Raw genomic sequence first — 17,509 nt, forward strand, 5'->3', positions numbered from 1 at the left:
CCCGCGCCACGCCTGCCTGCCGCTCAATGCGAATGGCTCGGCACGTCCGCGCCGCGCGTGCCGACCAGGAAGTCGAGATCGCACCCCTCGTCCGCCTGCAGCACGTGATCGATATACAGCCGCGCATAGCCGCCCTTGCCGAGCTGCCCGGCCACGCCCGGCGCCGCGGTCGGATCGACGTCCGACAGGCGGCGCTGCAGTTCGTCATCCGGAATGTCCAGATGCAGCGTGCCGGCCTCGCAGTCGAGCTCGATCCAGTCGCCGTTGCGCACGGCGGCCAGCGGCCCGCCCGCGGCCGCTTCCGGCGCGACGTGCAGCACGACCGTGCCGTACGCGGTGCCGCTCATCCGCGCGTCCGAGATTCGCACCATGTCCTTCACGCCCTGGCGCAGCAGCTTCGGCGGCAACCCCATGTTGCCGACCTCGGCCATCCCCGGATAACCGCGCGGCCCGCAGTTCTTCAGCACCAGCACCGAGCTGGCATCGACGTCGAGCGCTTCGTCGCCGATCGTCGCCTTGTAGTGATCGAGGTTCTCGAACACCACCGCGCGGCCGCGATGCTTCAGCAGCTCGGGGCTCGCCGCCGACGGCTTCAGCACCGCGCCGCGCGGCGCCAGATTGCCGCGCAGGATGCAGATCCCGCCGTCCGCGATCAGCGGCCGGTCGAGCGGGCGGATCACCTCGTCGTCGTAGTTCGGCGCTTCGCGCACGTTGTCCCACAGCGACTTGCCGTTCACCGTCAGCGCGTCCGGGTGCGGCAGCAGCCCGCCTTCGCCGAGCCGGCGCAGCACGGCCGGCAGGCCGCCCGCGTAATAGAACTCCTCCATCAGGAAGCGCCCGGACGGCATCAGGTCGACGATCGTCGGCGTGTCGCGGCCGACGCGCATCCAGTCCTCGAGTTCGAGCGGTACGCCGATGCGGCCCGCGATCGCCTTCAGGTGGATCACCGCATTGGTCGAGCCGCCGATCGCCGCGTTCGCGCGGATCGCGTTCTCGAACGCGGCGCGCGTCAGGATCTTCGACAGCACGAGCCCGTCGAGCGCCATCTCGACGATGCGGATGCCGGACATGTGCGCGAGCACGTAGCGGCGCGAATCGACCGCCGGAATCGCCGCGTTGTGCGGCAGCGCGACGCCGAGCGCCTCGGCCATGCACGCCATCGTCGACGCGGTGCCCATCGTGTTGCAGGTGCCTGCCGAGCGCGACATGCCGGCTTCGGCCGACAGGAAGTGATGCAGGTCGATCTCGCCGGCCTTCAGCGCTTCGTGCAGTTGCCAGACGGCCGTGCCCGAGCCGATGTTCCTGCCTTCGAGCTTGCCGTTCAGCATCGGCCCGCCCGACACGACGATCGCCGGCACGTCGCAGCTCGCCGCGCCCATCAGCAGCGCGGGGGTCGTCTTGTCGCAGCCGGCGAGCAGCACGACCGCGTCGATCGGGTTGCCGCGGATCGCTTCCTCGACGTCCATCGACGCGAGGTTGCGCGTGAGCATCGCCGACGGCCGCAGGTTCGATTCGCCGTTCGAGAACACCGGGAACTCGACCGGGAACCCGCCGGCTTCGGAGATCCCGCGCTTCACGTGCTCGGCGAGCTTGCGGAAGTGCGCGTTGCACGGCGTGAGTTCGGACCACGTGTTGCAGATGCCGATGATCGGCCGGCCGTCGAACTCGTGATCGGGGATGCCCTGGTTCTTCATCCAGCTCCGGTACATGAAGCCGTTCTTGTCGTTCGTGCCGAACCATTGGGTGGAGCGCAGCCTGGGTTTCGTTGCCGACATCGTCAGTCCTGTGGTGACGGGATACCGGCGCAGTCTAGGCAGAATTTTGATAACTCGCTAATGACGTTTTAGGCGATTACGATATCGATTCCGATATCGATATAAACCCGTACGATGCCCGAAGCCAGCCCGTGGGGAAACCGCAGCCGCCTGAAGACCCGCCAGCTCCTGCTGGTCGTCGCGCTTGCCGACGAAGGCAGCATTCACCGCGCGGCGGCCGCGCTGAACATGACGCAGCCGGCCGCGTCGAAGCTGCTGCGCGAGCTCGAGGAATCGATCGGCGCGGTGCTGTTCGAGCGGCTGCCGCGCGGCATGCGGCCGACGCTGTACGGCGACGCGCTGATCCGCCACGCGCGCGCGGCGCTCGGCAGCCTCGACCAGGCACGCGAGGAGCTGGCCGCGCTGAAGGCCGGCCAGCTCGGGCATGTGGCGGTGGGCGCGATCACGTCGCCGGGGCTGCGGCTCGTGCCGCCGGCCGTCGCCGCGGTGAAGGGCACGCATGCGAACGTGCGGGTGTCCGTCGAGATCGACACGAGCAACGCGCTGCTCGAGCACCTCGCGCAGGACAAGCTCGATATCGTGCTCGGCCGGCTGTCCGCCGAACACGACAAGCTGCACCTGCGCTACGAGCCGCTGACCGGCGAGCCGGTCGCCGCGGTCGTGCGGCCCGGCCATCCGCTGCTCGCACAGGCGCCGCTGTCGCTCGCCGACGTGCAGCGCGCCGCGTGGGTCATGCCGCCGGCCGGCAGCGTGCTGCGTCATCGCTTCGAACTCGTGTTCCAGCGCGCGAGCCTCGCGCCGCCCGCGAACGTGGTCGAGACGGCCGCGCTGCTGTTCATCACGCAGTTGATCGAGCAGAGCGACATGATCGCGGTGCTCGCGGAGGACGTCGCGCTGTACTACGCGCGCCACGGGATCGTGTCGGTGCTGCCGCTGGAGATGGATTGCCGGATGGACGATTTCGGGATCATCACGCGCACCGACCGGCTGCCTTCGCCGGCTGTCGAGGTGATGGCGGATGCGATTCGTGCGGCGGCAAGGGAGGTTTACGGGGTCGTGCTGTGAGGCGGGGGGCGGCGTCCGTGCGGACGACCGCGATCGTGGGTTGGCCCGGGGCGCCGCCCGCCGTGCGGTTCCGGGCGCCCGCGGCATGCATCACGCGTCGGCGAACTCGATCACCGGCTCGCACCGGATCGGGAAATTCACCGAGTTCGCCACATAGCACTTCGCATGCGCGTCATGATGCAGCCGCTCGGCCAGCTCGCGATCGTCGCCCGCGCGGATCGTCACGCGCGGATGCAGCACGATTTCGGTGAAGCGCCCCGGCTCGGGGCTGTCGAGCATCGTTCCTTCGGCGTCGTCGACATACGCGAGCACGCGGATACCCGCATCGGAACACAGATGCAGATACCAGAGCTTGTGGCACGCCGATGCCGACGCCAGCAGCAGGTCCTCCGGATTCCAGCGCGCCGCGTCGCCGCGAAACGCCGCGTCCGACGAGCCCGGAATGTCCGGCTTCGAACCGGCGCGGATCACGTGATCGCGGCCGTATTCGCGATACCCCGACGTGCCGGTTCCGCGGTTGCCGGTCCACTCCACTGCCACGCGGTACTTGTGTTCGCCATGCGCCATCTCGCTCTCCTTCGATATCGGAACGTGAGGCCGTCATTGTGGCATCGGAATGCCATTTGGTATACCATTATTCCAAAATGAGGAGCCCAACGGCATGGAAGCCAGACTCGATTCCACGGCGGACGCAATAGCCACATCGCTGCGGGAAATGATCATCAACGGCGAGTTGCAGGCAGGCGAGCGGCTCGTCGAGCGCGACCTCGCCGAGCGCTTCGGCATCAGCCGGATTCCGATGCGCGAGGCGATCCAGCGTCTGGAACGCGAAGGGCTGCTGGATATCTTCCGCAATCGCGGCGCGGTCGTGCGGATGCTGAGCGCATCCGACGTGCGGGAAATCTACGACATGCGCGCGCTGCTCGAAGGCGACGCGATCTACCGCAGCGTGAAGCGGCTCGACGACGAAACCCTCGCGCGCGCCGAACTCGTGCACCGGCTGCTCGGCGAATCGAGCGTGTCGCGCCGGCAAGGCGAACTGAATCGCGAATTCCATGCGCTGCTGTATTCGTGCTGCGGCAACGCGCGGCAGTTGAAGGCGATCGCGGAACTGCGCAGCCAGGTCGAGCGGTACGAGCGGCTGCAGGCGACGTTGCTCGCCGATACGCCGTCGTTCCAGGTCGAGCACGAAGAGATCCTCCAGGCGTGCCGCGAACGCAATGCGCGCGGTGCCCGCGCGATGACCGTCGCGCATCTCGATTCGGCGCGACGCATCGTCTTGCGGCTCGTCGAAGGCGGGTGAACGCAGGTGAAGGCGGGGGTGGCCGGCCGACGGTCGGACACGGTCTTGTGCGTGCCCGGCCGCCTTCACGCGGCTCGCGACGCGATCGCCCCCCTGTCGACCGGGTATTCGTACTTCCCATGCATCGTCTGGCGGCCGCGGCACGCAGAGGCTTGTCCGATAAGGGCTGATCGTTTCCTGACGTCGCGCGCCAGCCAGGACCTGCACGGTTCGAACAGTGATTGCCGCGTCACACCCGGCAATCGAAAAATCACCCCGCAGGCCCTCCGGACATAGCCCGGCGCCCCCGTTCTCCCCGCTGACCTTTGCCCCGAACGCAACAAGGTCAACTTACGATTGCAAATAAATCTCATTTGCATTAGATTTCGCCGCGCAAATGTACTGTTTGGAACACGGATGCCGGCGCAAGACGGCCCGCGGTGCCCGAACGCGGACCAATCTCTGAAGGACGGGGTATGAGCAGGAAAAACTGGGCGGCCGCACCGATGGCCATCGTCGTCGGCACGGCCGGGCTGAGCGCGGCCGAGGCTCAGGAACTGTCGCTGCCCGCGATCGAAATCTCGGGGCAGCGCACGACGGCGCCGTTTCGCGCGCCCGAATCGACGAGCGCGACGCGCACCGAGACCGACGTGATGGAGATTCCGTTCGCGGTCAGCAGCGTCGATGCGAAACTGATTCGGACCGTGGCCGCCACACGCGGCGAAGACCTGTACGACTGGGTAGCAGGCGTCTCCCGGCAGAACAACTTCGGCGGGCTGTGGGACAACTACGCGGTGCGCGGCTTTGCCGGCGACGGCAACACGTCCGGCACCGATTACCTCGTCAACGGCTTCTCGTGGAATCGCGGAATCAGCGTGCCGCGCGACACCGCCACGCTCGAACGCATGGAAGTCCTCAAGGGGCCCGCCTCCGCGCTGTACGGCCGCGGCGATCCCGGCGGGCTCATCAGCTATACGACAAAACAGCCGCAGTTCGCGCGTGCGAACACGATCGGCGTGTCGGCCGGCAGCTACGGCGCGTTGCGCGAAACGCTCGATTCGACTGGCCCCGTCACGAAGTCGCTCGCATACCGCTTCGTCGCGATGAACGAGGACAACGGCAGCTTCCGCGACACGGTGTCGAGCAAGCGCTACCTGTTCGCGCCGTCGTTCACGTGGGATATCGGCGCAGACACGACGCTCCACTACGAATTCGAGGCCGCACGCCAGCGCGCGCCGCTCGATCGCGGCGTGGTCGCGGTCAACGGGCAGCTCGGCGCGGTGCCGGCGTCGAGGTTCATGGGCGAGCCGCGCGACGGCGACTACGACGTGCGCAACACGGGCCACCAGTTCACGCTCGAGCATCGCTTCAATGCCGACTGGTCGGTCAACGCCGGCTTCGCGCAGCGCGACACCGACCTGTCCGGCCGCTCGTCCGAAGCGTTCGCGCTGCAACCGGACGGGCGCACGCTATGGCGCCGCTACCGGCAGGTCGCGTTTCACTCGAACGAGGTGCAAGGGCGCGTCGAGGTGGCCGGCAAGGCCCGCACCGCCGGCATCGGCCATACGTTCGTGATGGGCGTCGATGCGTATCGCTTCAACTACGACCAGTTCGTCGCGCGCTCGACGCCGACGGCCGCCGCGCCGTATGCGATCGACATCTTCGATCCGGTCTACGGTCAGCCGGCGCCCGTGCCGCGCACCGCGACGAACCTGCTCGAACGCGACGACGGCCAGGGCCTTTACGCGCAGGACACGCTGGCGTTCGGGCCGCACTGGAAAGTGCTCGCCGGGCTGCGCTGGGACCGCTTCCATCAGTCGGTCGAGAATCGCCTGAAGGGCGTGACGACGAGCCAGTTGCAAACCGCAATGAGCCCGCGGCTCGGCATCGTGTACGAAGCCAGCCCCGCGCTGTCGCTGTATGCGAACACCGCGTATTCGTTCCGGCCGAACAACGGCGCCGACGCGAACGGCCGCGCGTTCGATCCGGAGAAGGCGCACGGCTACGAAGCCGGCGTGAAATGGGCCGACACGCGCTGGCTCGCGACCGTCGCCGCGTTCTACGTGAACAAGCGCAACGTGCTGACCGCCGATCCGGCGAATGCCGGATTCTCGCGGGCGGCCGGCGAAGTGCGCAGCCGCGGCGTCGAATTCGAATGGAACGGCGAACTCGGCCACGGCTTGCGCGGCATCGTCAACCTCGCATACGTCGATGCACAGGTCACGCACGACAGCGTGCTGACGGCGGGCGCACGGCTCGTCGACATTCCGCGGCTGAGCGGCAGCGCGCTGCTGATGTACGAAACCGCGCTGCCGCTCGTCGACAAGGCCGGCGCGGGCGCGGGCGTGATCTACGTCGGCCGCCGCGCGGGCAACACCGCGAACACGCAGGACGGTTTCGACCTGCCGGCTTACGCGACCGTGCAGCTCAACGGCTACGTGCAGATCAACAAGCAGTTGCGCGCGTCGGTCGTGCTGAACAACCTGTTCAACCGCACGTACTACGTCAGCTCGTACAACAGTCTGTGGGTCACGCCGGGCGCGCCGCGCAGCATGTTCGCGTCGCTCGCCTACTCGTTCTAGCACACCCTCCGCGCGGCGCGCGCAAGCAGCGACGCCGGCAACGCACCGGGCATTTCATTCGTCACCCGAAAAGTGAAGGGGATGTGTGGGTCGACCGTCGCTACGCCATCGTGCGCTGCCCCGGCGCCGCGCCGGTCGTCCCGCGCACCACCAGCCGCGGCACCGGCGCCGTGCGCACCCGCGACGCATCGTCGACCTGACCGCCCGCCTCGCGCAACGCGTTGAGCAGTTCGACCGCGAGCCCGGCCGCCTCGGCAGTCGGGATCGCGACGGTGGTCAACGTCGGACGCGTATCGCTCGCCAGATGAATGTCGGTAATGCCGACGATCGACAGGTCGTCGGGCACGCGCCGGCCGCGATCGGCTGCCGCGTGCAGCGCGCCGATCGCCGGCAGGTCGTTGGTTGCAACCAGCGCGGTCAGCCCGGGATACGCGTCGAGCAGCCGGCCCGCCGCACGCACGCCGCCTTCGATCGAATCGGGCTCGGCCGCGACGATCGACGCGTCGAGCCCCGCTTCGCGCATCACGTCGACGAAGCCGTCGTAGCGCGGCGCCTGCACGCCGGTCGTCGACCCGCCGACGATCACGCCAATCGACTTGTGCCCGAGTTCGACCAGATGCCGCGTCGCGATCCGCCCCGCCTCGCGGAAATCCACCGCGACGCACGGCAACCCTGCGGGCGGCGCATCGGGCCGCTCCCACAGACACAGCACGACCGGCACGCCGCGCCGCGCGACATCGACCAGATCCGGCAGGTGCAGATTCGCGTTGGTCACGAGAATCCCCTCGGATATCGTGCCGGCGATCTGGTCGAGATACGCGCGCCCCTGCAACGGATCTTCGTTCGTATTGCAGACGATCAGGAATTGCCCGTTGCGCCGTACCGCGCGTTCGACCGCGAGCGCGAACTCCGGATAGAACGGGTTCGCGATGCTCGACACCATCAGCGCGACCGTCGGCGCGCGCCCTTCCGCCAGCGCCCGCGCGGCCAGATGCGGCCGGTAGCCGAGCGCCTGCACGGCGTCGAGCACCCGCGCGCGGGTGGCTTCGCCGACCCGGCCGCGATTGCGCAGCACGTTCGAGACCGTCGCGGCCGTCACGCCGGCGCGGCGGGCCACTTCATCGAGTGTCGCCATGTTTTACCCACTATATGAGATGCCGATCCAGTATTTGCTTCGCTCACCGAAGCGGCGCACTATCGCCGCACACCCTGCCGCCCGAACGACGGGCGCGACTCGGCCGCGATCCCGATCGGCTCTTTTTTTGATCGCGATGATTAAGCGCTTAAGCATCGACGAAAGCGCATTAGAACATGGAGCGGAGACAATGGCGAGCATCTCGATGCGGCGCGTGCAGAAAGCCTATGGCGAGCACGCGCCGGTCATTCGCGACGTCGATCTGGAGATCGGCGCGCACGAGTTCTGCGTGTTCCTCGGTCCGTCCGGCTGCGGCAAGTCGACCCTGCTGCGGATGATCGCGGGCCTCGAGGACCTGAGCGACGGCGAGCTGTCGATCGACGGCCGCCGCGTCGACGACGTGCCGGCCGCCGAACGCGGCGTCGCGATGGTGTTCCAGAGCTACGCGCTGTTTCCGCACATGACGGTCTACGAGAACATGGCGTTCGGCCTGAAGCTCGCGCGCGTGCCGAAGGCCGAGATCGACCGGAAGGTGCGCGACGCCGCGCGGATCCTGCAGCTCGACACGCTGCTCGAGCGCAAGCCGAAGGCGCTGTCCGGCGGCCAGCGGCAGCGTGTCGCGATCGGCCGCGCGATCGTGCGCGAGCCCGGCGTGTTCCTGTTCGACGAACCGCTGTCGAACCTCGACGCGGCCTTGCGCGGCCAGACCCGCATCGAGATCGCGAAACTGCACCGGCAGTTCGAACGCGCGAGCGTCGTCTACGTGACGCACGACCAGACCGAGGCGATGACGCTCGCCGACAAGATCGTGCTGCTGCACGCCGGTGCCGACACCGCGCGGCACGGCAGCATCGCGCAGGTCGGCGCGCCGCTCGACCTCTATCACCATCCGGCCAGCCGCTTCGTCGCCGGCTTCATCGGCTCGCCGCGGATGAACTTCCTGCCGGCCGTCGTCACCGCCTGCGACGCGCAGCGCACGACCGTCACCGTCGTGCCGTCCGGCGAAACCTTCACGGTGCCGCGCGACGGTTCCGCGCTCGCGGTCGGCGCGGCCGTCACGCTCGGCATCCGCCCCGAACACCTGACGCTCGGCGCCGCGCACGACGCGACGACGCTCGCGCGCGACGTCGCGCTCGTCGAACGCCTCGGCGAGCAGACCTACGTGCACCTCGACCAGCCCGACGGCACGCCGCTGATCGCGAAGGTGCCCGGCGACGCGGCCGTGCGCAGCGGCGAGCGCGTGCATGCGCATGCGCCGGCTGCGGCCTGCCACCTCTTCACCGAAGACGGCCGCGCGGTGCCCGCGCGCGCCGACGTTCACGTCCACCACTACGCATAAGGATCGGCATGCGCCTCGGAGTCTGCTACTACCCGGAACACTGGCCGGAATCGATGTGGGCGGACGACGCCCGCCGGATGAAGGCACTCGGCATCGCGCAGGTGCGGATCGCCGAATTCGCCTGGAGCCGCATCGAGCCGACGCCGGGCGAATACGACTGGGGCTGGCTCGACCGCGCGGTCGACGTGCTCGGCACGGCCGGCCTCGAGATCGTGATGTGCACGCCGACCGCGACGCCGCCGAAATGGCTCGTCGACCGTCACCCCGACATCCTCGCGATCGGCGCGGACGGCCGGCCGCGCAAGTTCGGTTCGCGCCGCCACTACGACTTCTCGTCGCCGACCTACCTGGAAGCGTCGCGCCGCATCTGCACGGCGGTCGCCGAACGCTACGGCCGCCATCCGGCCGTGCGCTACTGGCAGACCGACAACGAGCTCGGCTGCCACCAGACGGTCGTCAGCTACTCGCCCGCCGCGCTCGTGCGTTTTCGCGAATGGCTGAAGGCGCGCTACGGCACGATCGACGCGCTGAACCGCGCGTGGGGCACCGTGTTCTGGAGCATGGAATACCGGCATTTCGACGAAGTCGACGCGCCGGTCGGCACCGTGACCGAAGCGCATCCGTCGCACCGCCTCGACTACCGGCGCTTCGCGTCGGACGAAGTCGCGCGCTATCACCGGATGCAGGTCGACGTGATCCGCGCGCATTCGCCGGGCCGCCCCGTCGCGCACAACTTCATGCAGCTCTTCACCGAGTTCGATCACTATGAAGTGGCGCGCGACCTCGACATCGCGACGTGGGACAGCTATCCGCTCGGCGCGCTCGAGGAGCAATGGTTCGGCTCGGACGTGAAGGCGCGCTGGCTGCGCACCGGCCATCCGGATTTCGCGTCGTTCAATCACGACCTCTATCGCGGGATGTCGAAGCTGCCGTTCTGGGTCATGGAGCAGCAGCCGGGGCCGGTGAACTGGGCGCAATGGAACCCCGCGCCGCTGCCGGGCATGGTGCGCCTGTGGAGCTGGGAAGCGTTCGCGCACGGCGCCGGCTGCGTGTCGTATTTCCGCTGGCGCCAGGCACCGTTCGCGCAGGAGCAGATGCACGCGGGCCTGCACACGCCGGACGATCGGCTCGACGATGGCGGTCGCGAGGCGCAGCGCGTCGCGCAGGAGATCGCCGCCGTGCTCGACGCAGGTGCCGATGCCGATGCGAACGGCGCGGTGCGCGCGCCCGTCGCGCTCGTGTTCGACTATGAAGCGAAGTGGCTGTTCGAAGTGCAGCCGCAAGGCGCCGATTTCCACTACCCGCGCTTCGCGTTCGAGTACTACTCGGCGCTGCGCTCGCTCGGCCTCGACGTCGACATCGTTTCCGCGCACGCGCCGCTCGACGGCTACCGGCTCGTCGTCGTGCCGCCGTTGCCGGTCGTGCCCGACGACTTCGCGGCACGGCTCGCCGCATCCGGCGCGCATGCGGTGTTCGGCCCGCGCACCGGTTCGAAGACCGTGGACCTGCAGATTCCGCCGACGCTGCCGCCCGGCCCGCTCGCGTCGATCCTGCCGGTGCGCGTGTGGCGCGTCGAATCGCTGCGGCCGAACGTGACCGAGCGGATCGCCGGCACGCTACGCGACGGCGCGTCGCTCACCGGCGACGCGCGTCACTGGCGCGACCTCGTCGAGCTGCACGACGACGCACGCAGCGTCGTGCGTGCGCGCTTCGCCGACGGTCATCCGGCCTGCGTGTCGCACGGCGCGCTGCACTACTGGGCCGCGCTGTTCGACGATGCGACCACCGCGCGCCTGTTCGCCGACATCGCGGCCGAAGCCGGCCTGACACCGTCGCCGCTCGGCGACGGCGTGCGCGTGAGCCGGCGCGGCGGCCTGACCTACGTATTCAACTACGGCGGCACGCCGCACACGATCGATGCGGTGCCGCCGTCCGCGTTCGTGATCGGCACCGCGCAGGTCGAGCCGCAAGGCGTCGCCGTGTATCGAAGCCGTTCGTAGCAACCGCCCCCGGCGCCGCGATGCGCCGGTCACGCACAACGACACACAGGAATGGAGACACCCATGACACATCGCCCCCTTCGCGTCGCCGCCCGGCTTGCGACCGCCGCCGCCATCGCGTTCGCTTCGTTCGGCGCCGCGGCGCCGGCCGACGCGGGCACGCTGACCATCAACATCGCGTTCAAGGGCGCGAGCCAGCGGGCGGTCTGGCAGTCGACGCTCGACGCGTTCCACAAGGCCCATCCCGACATCGACGTGAAGCCCACCTTCGTCGACGAGGAAGCGTACAAGGTGCAGCTTCCCGCGTGGCTCACGACCGTCGCGCCCGACGTGGTGAACTGGCACGCCGGCGAGCGGATGGCCTACTACGCGAAACGCGGGCTGTTCGAGGACCTGAGCGGCGACTGGACGAAGAACGGCTGGGACGCGATGTACGCGTCGACGCGCAGCGCATCGTCCTATAACGGCAAGCAGTATGCGGCGCCGACCGTCTATTACTCGTGGGGGCTGTTCTACCGCAAGGACCTGTTCAGCAAGGTCGGCATCGCCGACGAGCCGAAGACCTGGGACCAGTTTCTCGATGCATGCAAGAAGCTGAAGGCGGCCGGCATCACGCCGATCGCGATCGGCGGCCGCGACGCGTGGACGCTCGCCGGCTGGTTCGACTATCTCGACCTGCGCCTGAACGGCAATGCGTTCCACCAGCAGCTGATGGCCGGCGACGTGCCGTACACCGACCCGCGCGTGAAGAAGGTCTATACGACGTGGAAATCGCTGATCGACTCGGGCTACTTCATCGACAACGCGCTGTCCTACGATCTCGACGGTGCGCAGCCGTTCCTGTTCCAGGGCAAGGCCGCGATGATGCTGATGGGCACCTTCATCGCCGCGGGCTTTCCGCCGAACGTGAAGCAGGAAATGGGCTATTACCGCTTCCCGATCATCGATCCGAAGGTGCCGACCGCCGAGGACGGCCCGGTCGAATCGCTGCACATTCCGACCAAGGCCAAGAACAAGGCCGACGCGCACACGTTCCTCGCGTTCGTCGAAACGCCCGAGATGGGCGCGAAGCTCGCGGAAGGGCTCGGTTCGCTGTCGGCCAACAGCAAGTCGCCGGAGCCGGCCGATCCGATCTCGCGGATCGGCTTCCGGATCCTCGCCGACACCAAGGGCGGCGTCGCGCAGTTCTACGACCGCGACATGACGAAGGAAATGGCCGACGAGGGGATGAAGGGGATGCAGCAGTTCCTCGCGAATCCCGCGCAGCTCGATACCGTGCTCGCGCAACTCGAGCAGACCCGCAAGCGGATCTACAAGAAGTAACCGCGTGACCCCTGCGGCGGCCCTGTGCCGCCGCGTCCGCCCAGGAGGCTTGCCGTGTCCAGTCCGATCACGTCCAGACCCGTCGAAACGCCTGACGCCCCGGCCGCCGCACCGCCGGGGCGCGGGTCGCCCGCCGCGCCGTCCGCACGCCGCCCGTCGCCGGCCGTGCGGCGGCAACAGCGCGCCGCGTGGCTCTTTCTCGCGCCAGCGTGCGCCATGGTTGCCGTCTATGTGATCTGGCCGATCCTGTCGACGCTGTGGTTGAGCCTCTGCAACTGGGACGGGATGACCGAGCGCACGTTCGTCGGTCTCGCGAACTACGCCGAGCTGCTGCACGCGCCGACCTTCTACACCGCGCTGCGCAACAACGTGATCTGGCTCGCGCTGTTCATGCTCGCGCCGCCGCTCGGCCTCGCGCTCGCGCTGTACCTGAATCAGGCGGTCGCCGGCATCCGGCTCGTGAAGTCGCTGTTCTTCGCGCCGTTCGTGTTGTCGGGTGTGGTCGTCGGTTTGATCTTCTCGTGGTTCTACGATCCGACCTTCGGGCTGCTCGCGCTGATCGCCGGACACGGGATCCCGGTGCTCGGCGATGCGCGCTACGCGACCTTCGGCATCGTGTTCGCCGCGCTGTGGCCGCAGACCGCGTACTGCATGATCCTGTACCTCACCGGCCTCACGTCGGTGAACCCGGAGCAGATCGAGGCGGCGCGGATGGAAGGCGCGCGCGGCTTCGCGCTGCTGTGGCACGTCGTGCTGCCGCAGTTGCGGCCGACCACGTTCATGGCGATCGTCGTCACGGTGATCGGCGCGCTGCGCAGCTTCGACCTGATTTCGGTGATGACCGGCGGCGGCCCGTTCGAGAGCTCGACCGTGCTCGCGTATTACATGTACGACCAGGCGATCAAGTATTACCGGCTCGGCTATTCCGCGTCGATCGCGGTCGTGCTGTTCGCGATCATGCTCGTCTACATCGTGTTCCAGTTGCGCCGCATGCTGCGCAACGAGCAGTGACCTGACCTTCCGGGGATCCATTCACATCATGTTTCCGACACCCGTTGCCCACTGGAAGCCGGTATCGCGCCGGCTGTACAAGCTGTCGCTGCCCGTCGCGCTCGTGATCTGGCTGCTGCCGATGATCGCGGTGTTCGTCACGTCGGTGCGCTCGACCGAGGAGCTGGTCGAAGGTCACTACTGGGGCTGGCCGCGACACTTCTCGATGATCGAGAACTATCGCGATGCGCTGACCACGTCGCCGATGCTGCATTACTTCTGGAACAGCGTGCAGATCACGGTGCCTTCCGTTATTGGGTCGATCGCGTTGGCGGCGATGGCCGGGTTCGCGCTGGCGACTTATCGGTTTCGCGGGAATGCCGCGTTGTTCGGGACGTTCGTCGCGGGGAACTTCGTGCCGGTGCAGGTGTTGATGATTCCCGTTCGCGACTTGTCGCTCAGGCTTGGCGTGTTCAATACGGTCGAAGCGCTGATTCTGTTTCACGTCGCGTTTCAGACGGGGTTCTGTACGCTGTTTCTGCGGAATTTCATCAAGCAGCTGCCGTTCGAGTTGATCGAGGCGGCGCGGATCGAGGGCGCGGGGGAGTGGACGGTGTTCTGGCGGATCGTGTTGCCGTTGATTCGGCCGGCGTTGGCTGCGCTGGCGATTCTCGTGTTTACGTTCGTGTGGAATGACTACTTCTGGGCACTGTGTCTTACGCAAGGGGATGAGGCTGCGCCGATTACGGCGGGTGTGGCGGCGCTGAAGGGGCAATGGACCACGTCCTGGAACCTCGTTTCGGCCGGGTCGATTCTTGCGGCACTGCCGTCGGTCGCGATGTTCTTCGCGATGCAGAAGCATTTCGTGGCGGGGCTGACGTTCGGGGCGACGAAAGGTTGAACGCGCCCTGACCGCCGATCGCGGATTCGGATCTCCCCCTCTTCTTCGAGAGGTTGCCCGCTTCGGCGGGCTTTTTTGTTCGGTGAGTTTGATGCGGTATCGCTTACATCCCAAAGCGAAGATTGCCGGCAGCGCACCGGTTCACTCGTACGAGTGGGGTTAGTTCACCTTGGACGCCTGCCCCTAATACGTAGTTGTTCTGTATTTAAAAAATGGCTGACTTTCGCACAATACAGGAATCGTATGAAGCACTGTAGTAAGCTGGTGCGAAATTGGACGTCGAGCGTGCGGAGGAAAATGTAACAGTCGTTTAAAACGACGTCGCTCACATGAGTGCAAAGAGCGGTTCTCCGCTGGCCCCACAAGCCAAGGGATTCGATTGAAAACGATCATAAAACGAATTTGCGAACTTCAGCCAATGTATTCTTCATCGAATACACTGGAAATGCAGGAGCGCGGCAATCTTATTCGCTCCGATCTGACGCAAGAGCTACGTAACCAACTTCCCGATCTGAGTCGAGCGTTCGATCCGCTGTTCGATGATTTGGCCGTGGATGGTTCCGACGGCATCGGCAGAAAAACTGAAGCGCCATGGGTTCGCCTCTACTCAAAAGCAATGTCTCCGACCCCGCGCGAGGGTTTCTATGTCGTCATCCACTTTTCCGCTGATGGGTCGGCTTGTTTTTTCACTGTGGGTTGCGGCAGTACGGTTTGGAACGGCGGCGATCTTCGACCAATATCTGATGTCGAGCTGAAAGCAAAGACGTCGTGGGCACGCGCCGTTATTGAACAGCGTTGGGAAACGCTGGCGCCATTTGCGGACGCTATCGCTCTTGGAGCACGAGCGCCTCTTCCCAGGACATTTGAAAAAGCAACGGCAGTGGCCCGACGCATACCTGTTGCAAGCATCGATTCCTACGATTTGAACGGACTGCTCTTTGCTGCCGCCGAAAGGCTCTCCGCGATTTATCTTGCGCAACTCGATCAACGAGACGTAGCGCCCGGTGACCAAGACGCTCGTGATCTAGCGACAATCGTAAAACCGCTACGCCAGCGAACGCGTGCCCAAGGTATTGGACTCACGGCATCCGAACGAAAGGCCGTCGAACTGCGTGCAATGCTTTTAGCAACCCAATTTCTTCAATCCGAGGGCTTCGTTTGCGATGACACATCCGCCGTTGAACCGTTTGACATTCTGGCTCGGCGAGACGGCCAAGCATTGAAGATTGAAGTCAAGGGGACGACCAGCGAACTATGCGACTCGATTCTGATGACCCGAAACGAAGTCGAACTCCATAGGCGAGAAAAAGGTACAACGGGACTTCTGATCGTTTCTCGAATTCGGCTCAACCGAAGTGGCGCTGCGCCGAGCGCCTCCGGCGGAGTAGTGGAGGCCCTGATGCAATGGGACATTGACCAATGGACGCTTGAATCCATCGCCTTTCAAGTACGCCGCCCCGTGTAACTTACTGACTGATCGCTCGTGGCCGCACGCATCCATGCGATACACATTCCTAAAAGAGCGCTCCCCGTCCGCTCTCCCTAAGCGCTCCCCGCCCCCTTCTCCCTCAACCGCACATCCACCGCCCCGATATTCTTCTCATGCGCGACCAGCATCAACGACAGCGCGTGATGCATATCCGGGTCCGTGAGCGTGGGCAGCAGTGCCTGCAACTTGCGCACGACCCACCGCTGTCCGCGGTTCAGAAACGCCATCCGCTCCGCCAGATCGTCGATCGCCATTGCCTTCTCGTAGAACGCGCCGGTCGCGTGCGTCGGTACCGCATCGAGCGACCGGATCGCGTCGACGAGCACGCTGCACCAGTGCGCCTCTTCCTGGCGAATATGGGCGATCAGCCGATGCAGTTCGGGATCGTCGCTCACCTCGACTGCTATTTCGGAAGCGACACGCGCGCCTGCACGCTCGGCCTCCAGCAGCTCGTCGAGCATCGCCAACAACACGGCGCGGTCTTCATGCGGAGTCAGGTCGGCGCGGGCGTCAGGCCCGTCGCCATGCGTCGGAATCGACATGCAGCATCCTCCTGTCAGGATCGATGGCGTAATACGTGCAACGGTACACGGTGCGTGTTGCACGAACGCGCAAATTAGAGCGTGCCCCGCACCAAATACATCACATTATGATGCAACAGCCATTCAAACCGCATCGTCAACGCACTTCGCTTGATTGATGTCATGGCACGAACGCACCGGCGCCTGCTCAAGTCCACCCTTCGAGCCGCAACGTCGACCGCACGAGCCGCTGCTCCTCCTGCTCGATCTCGCGCAGATACTCGACACACTGCCGGATATGCTCGCTCGCGGCTTTGCGCGCCTGGTCGGGCAGCCGCCCGGTCACCGCGTTGTAGAGCCGCGCGTGCTGGCGGTCGATCTGCTTCTTCAGCGGCTCGCGGTGATAGAGGTTGTTCACCGACGCGAACACGGAACTGAGCAGCAGATCGGTCAGCGACTGCAGTGTGTTGACAAGCACCGGATTGTGCGACGCCTCGCAGATCGCGAGATGAAACGCGTGATCGAGCTTCGCGCGCGCGGCCGGATCGAGATCCTGCGCATCGGCCGCCGTCATTTCCTCGTAGCGGCGCTTGATCAGGATGAAATCGGCGGGCGTGCCGCGCAGCGCGGCGAGCCGCGCGGCTTCGGTCTCGAGCATCCCGCGCACTTCGAACAGGTCGTACAGCGTGCGCGGCTGCGAGCCGAGCAGATGCATCATCGGCGAGACTTCGCGCTGCGGGGTCAGGCTCGCGACGAACGAGCCCTTGCCGTGCGTCGTGTCGATGATCCCGCGCGCACGCAGCAGCTTCATCCCTTCACGCACGGCCGTGCGCGACACGCCGAGCTTCTCGGTGAGCCGCCGCTCGGACGGCAGCGCCTGCCCGGCCTTCAGCACGCCGTCGACGATCAGTTGCTCGATCCGCTCGGCGACGACATCGGCGACATTGCGCGCCGGCCCTTGTCGATCCTGCATTTCCATACTGGTATGACCACTTTGGACGAATATCGCCGATTTTCGCACAAACCCTTGTGCTGATTGGTTTTTACGCCACATCCAACCCCACCTCAAAGGCACGTCGAGAAAAACTGGTATGACCACATCGGCGA

13 protein-coding genes and 1 pseudogene are annotated in these 17,509 nt (G+C 66.3%); 9 read left to right on the forward strand and 5 right to left on the reverse strand.

Features of this window, described 5'->3' with window-relative positions; translation table 11 throughout:
• Window positions 1-23: 23 nt before the first annotated feature.
• Entirely contained in the window at window positions 24-1,775 is a 1,752-nt protein-coding gene (locus U5771_RS04665) for an IlvD/Edd family dehydratase (RefSeq protein WP_322022886.1), read from the reverse strand.
• 114 nt (window positions 1,776-1,889) lie between these two features.
• Here U5771_RS04665 and U5771_RS04670 point away from each other — a divergent pair, with 114 nt between their 5' ends.
• Complete coding sequence (locus U5771_RS04670; protein WP_322022887.1) at window positions 1,890-2,840, forward strand: LysR substrate-binding domain-containing protein; 951 nt, start codon at window positions 1,890-1,892, stop codon at window positions 2,838-2,840.
• Window positions 2,841-2,930: 90 nt separating this feature from the next.
• Here the strand turns inward: U5771_RS04670 and U5771_RS04675 are convergent, their stop codons facing one another.
• Window positions 2,931-3,407: an OsmC family protein gene (locus U5771_RS04675; protein ID WP_322022888.1), complete on the reverse strand. Its 477-nt coding sequence runs from the start codon at window positions 3,405-3,407 to the stop codon at window positions 2,931-2,933.
• Between the two features lie 94 nt (window positions 3,408-3,501).
• Here U5771_RS04675 and U5771_RS04680 point away from each other — a divergent pair, with 94 nt between their 5' ends.
• Together U5771_RS04680 and U5771_RS04685 are read left to right on the forward strand one after the other, a co-directional pair.
• A complete protein-coding gene (locus tag U5771_RS04680; RefSeq protein WP_322022889.1) occupies window positions 3,502-4,143 on the forward strand; it encodes a GntR family transcriptional regulator in 642 nt (213 codons plus the stop codon).
• 455 nt (window positions 4,144-4,598) lie between these two features.
• Window positions 4,599-6,704: a TonB-dependent receptor gene (locus U5771_RS04685; RefSeq protein WP_322022890.1), complete on the forward strand. Its 2,106-nt coding sequence runs from the start codon at window positions 4,599-4,601 to the stop codon at window positions 6,702-6,704.
• Between the two features lie 100 nt (window positions 6,705-6,804).
• On the opposite strand, the gene U5771_RS04690 is transcribed toward U5771_RS04685, so the two are convergent.
• Entirely contained in the window at window positions 6,805-7,839 is a 1,035-nt protein-coding gene (locus U5771_RS04690) for a LacI family DNA-binding transcriptional regulator (RefSeq protein WP_322022891.1), read from the reverse strand.
• A 190-nt stretch (window positions 7,840-8,029) separates the two neighbouring features.
• Between U5771_RS04690 and U5771_RS04695 the strand changes: the two genes are divergently transcribed.
• The 6 genes from U5771_RS04695 (at window position 8,030) to U5771_RS04720 (ending at window position 15,857) form a co-directional block, all read left to right on the forward strand.
• Window positions 8,030-9,178: a sn-glycerol-3-phosphate ABC transporter ATP-binding protein UgpC gene (locus tag U5771_RS04695; RefSeq protein ID WP_322022892.1), complete on the forward strand. Its 1,149-nt coding sequence runs from the start codon at window positions 8,030-8,032 to the stop codon at window positions 9,176-9,178.
• A gap of 8 nt (window positions 9,179-9,186) precedes the next feature.
• Window positions 9,187-11,178: a beta-galactosidase gene (locus U5771_RS04700; RefSeq protein ID WP_322022893.1), complete on the forward strand. Its 1,992-nt coding sequence runs from the start codon at window positions 9,187-9,189 to the stop codon at window positions 11,176-11,178.
• 63 nt (window positions 11,179-11,241) lie between these two features.
• Window positions 11,242-12,501, forward strand: a complete 1,260-nt coding sequence (locus U5771_RS04705) for an ABC transporter substrate-binding protein (protein WP_322022894.1) — start codon at window positions 11,242-11,244, stop codon at window positions 12,499-12,501.
• Window positions 12,502-12,555: 54 nt separating this feature from the next.
• Window positions 12,556-13,512, forward strand: a complete 957-nt coding sequence (locus tag U5771_RS04710; protein WP_322022895.1) for a sugar ABC transporter permease — start codon at window positions 12,556-12,558, stop codon at window positions 13,510-13,512.
• Between the two features lie 28 nt (window positions 13,513-13,540).
• On the forward strand, window positions 13,541-14,392 hold the full coding sequence (locus tag U5771_RS04715; RefSeq protein WP_124663995.1) for a carbohydrate ABC transporter permease: 852 nt from the start codon (window positions 13,541-13,543) through the stop codon (window positions 14,390-14,392).
• Window positions 14,393-14,771: 379 nt separating this feature from the next.
• The gene (locus U5771_RS04720; RefSeq protein ID WP_322022896.1) at window positions 14,772-15,857 is read left to right on the forward strand and encodes an MrcB family domain-containing protein; all 1,086 of its coding nucleotides are present in this window, start codon (window positions 14,772-14,774) and stop codon (window positions 15,855-15,857) included.
• Between the two features lie 77 nt (window positions 15,858-15,934).
• Here U5771_RS04720 and U5771_RS04725 read toward each other — a convergent pair.
• Window positions 15,935-16,360: pseudogene (locus U5771_RS04725) on the reverse strand (DUF6306 domain-containing protein); the annotation flags it as partial.
• A 250-nt stretch (window positions 16,361-16,610) separates the two neighbouring features.
• Complete coding sequence (gene glcC, locus U5771_RS04730) at window positions 16,611-17,381, reverse strand: transcriptional regulator GlcC (RefSeq protein WP_322022897.1); 771 nt, start codon at window positions 17,379-17,381, stop codon at window positions 16,611-16,613.
• Window positions 17,382-17,509 lie beyond the last annotated feature (128 nt).

Origin of the sequence: Burkholderia sp. BCC1977, from assembly GCF_905339595.1 — a bacterium.
In the GTDB taxonomy this organism is placed as follows: Bacteria; Pseudomonadota; Gammaproteobacteria; order Burkholderiales; family Burkholderiaceae; genus Burkholderia.

Excerpts from the sequence above, each read along its gene's own strand:
- U5771_RS04665 (WP_322022886.1), bottom strand. The coding sequence starts at position 1,775 with ATGTCGGCAACGAAACCCAGGCTGCGCTCCACCCAATGGTTCGGCACG.
- U5771_RS04670 (WP_322022887.1), top strand. The coding sequence starts at position 1,890 with ATGCCCGAAGCCAGCCCGTGGGGAAACCGCAGCCGCCTGAAGACCCGC.
- U5771_RS04675 (WP_322022888.1), bottom strand. The coding sequence starts at position 3,407 with ATGGCGCATGGCGAACACAAGTACCGCGTGGCAGTGGAGTGGACCGGC.
- U5771_RS04680 (WP_322022889.1), top strand. The coding sequence starts at position 3,502 with ATGGAAGCCAGACTCGATTCCACGGCGGACGCAATAGCCACATCGCTG.
- U5771_RS04685 (WP_322022890.1), top strand. The coding sequence starts at position 4,599 with ATGAGCAGGAAAAACTGGGCGGCCGCACCGATGGCCATCGTCGTCGGC.
- U5771_RS04690 (WP_322022891.1), bottom strand. The coding sequence starts at position 7,839 with ATGGCGACACTCGATGAAGTGGCCCGCCGCGCCGGCGTGACGGCCGCG.
- U5771_RS04695 (WP_322022892.1), top strand. The coding sequence starts at position 8,030 with ATGGCGAGCATCTCGATGCGGCGCGTGCAGAAAGCCTATGGCGAGCAC.
- U5771_RS04700 (WP_322022893.1), top strand. The coding sequence starts at position 9,187 with ATGCGCCTCGGAGTCTGCTACTACCCGGAACACTGGCCGGAATCGATG.
- U5771_RS04705 (WP_322022894.1), top strand. The coding sequence starts at position 11,242 with ATGACACATCGCCCCCTTCGCGTCGCCGCCCGGCTTGCGACCGCCGCC.
- U5771_RS04715 (WP_124663995.1), top strand. The coding sequence starts at position 13,541 with ATGTTTCCGACACCCGTTGCCCACTGGAAGCCGGTATCGCGCCGGCTG.
- glcC (WP_322022897.1), bottom strand. The coding sequence starts at position 17,381 with ATGGAAATGCAGGATCGACAAGGGCCGGCGCGCAATGTCGCCGATGTC.